Source organism: Planotetraspora mira (assembly GCF_016863275.1).
In the GTDB taxonomy this organism is placed as follows: domain Bacteria; phylum Actinomycetota; class Actinomycetes; order Streptosporangiales; family Streptosporangiaceae; genus Planotetraspora; species Planotetraspora mira.
The window spans coordinates 1-1,149 of sequence record NZ_BOOO01000083.1; the positions used below are offsets into that span (position 1 = coordinate 1).

Sequence of the window (1,149 nt, forward strand, 5' to 3'; positions counted from 1 at the left end):
GCACCCCTCGTCCATCACGCAGTGTCTATCGACACAACCGCAAGCGACAGTAGGCCGGCGACGCTGTCAGCTTGGGAATCGGCTAGTGACCTACTCCCTCTGAGCTGGGAAACAGGGGTCCTGCTCAGCGCTGGTCCAAACGAGTGTCAGACGCTGCGCAGCACCGAGACGACGACGCCCAGCACGGCGGCCTGGTCGCCGTCGATGACCTCATAGGCCGGGTTGCGCGGCTCGAGCAGGACGTGGCCGCTGCGGCGGCGGTACACCTTGACCGTAGCCTCCCCATCGATCATCGCGGCCACGATCTGCCCTGAGTGGGCCTCCTGCTGCTGACGCACCACGACGATGTCACCGTCACAGATCGCGGCCTCGATCATCGAGTCCCCGCGCACCCGCAGCGCGAACACCGTGCCGCGGCCGGTGAGCCCGCGGGGCAAACGCAGCAGGTCGTCGATGTGTTCCTCGGCCAGGATCGGGATCCCTGCGGCGATCTCGCCAACCACCGGCACGTCCACTGAGTCGCCACCCGACTCCGTCGGCCGGGACCCCGGCAGGAACGCCCGCACGTCGATCGGCCGGGACACGGTCGCACCACGCCGCAGGAAGCCCTTCTCCTCCAGGCTCGCCAGGTGCTTGGACACCGATGACGACGACCGCAGCCCCACTGCGTCACCGATCTGCCGAACGCTCGGCGAGTACCCATACCGGATGACCCAATCCCGGATCGCGACCAGGATGCGCTGCTGCCGCGCCGGCAAACTCGAGGTATCCAACTGCTCGAACAGGTCAAGTTCGTCGTAGGCGGTCACCGGCCGAATGATAAGGGCCCGCACCCGCGAGCCGGAACGACCCACCGAACAACACCCGGAGTCCGATGCTCTCATTCTCCGAGACCAGACCGCTGACGGCATGGCGTCGACTGCTCCAGACCACGCTCATCTGCTGAAGGTCGGCATCGCTCAGGAGGTAGTGGAGGTCTGGAGCGCATGGAGGGACGGGGCCCCGCCGACCCCCGAGGAGGCAACGCTGGCGATCATCTACTACGCCGAGCACGACGCCTACCAGTCCGTCGTATAGGTAAGGTCCGACGCCAGACGTCCACTCGCCAGCATGGTTGTATCCGCGCGACTCGCGGCATGAGCGTGCATT

2 protein-coding genes are annotated in these 1,149 nt (G+C 66.5%); one reads left to right on the forward strand and one right to left on the reverse strand.

Features of this window, described 5'->3' with window-relative positions; translation table 11 throughout:
* Window positions 1-146: 146 nt before the first annotated feature.
* Window positions 147-809: a transcriptional repressor LexA gene (lexA, locus tag Pmi06nite_RS41575; protein ID WP_239114574.1), complete on the reverse strand. Its 663-nt coding sequence runs from the start codon at window positions 807-809 to the stop codon at window positions 147-149.
* Window positions 810-909: 100 nt separating this feature from the next.
* On the opposite strand from lexA, the gene Pmi06nite_RS41580 reads away from it, so the two are divergent.
* Window positions 910-1,077 carry a hypothetical protein gene (locus tag Pmi06nite_RS41580; RefSeq protein WP_203958768.1) on the forward strand — a complete coding sequence of 56 codons (168 nt, stop codon included), beginning with the start codon at window positions 910-912 and terminating at the stop codon, window positions 1,075-1,077.
* The last annotated feature ends 72 nt before the right edge of the window (window positions 1,078-1,149 follow it).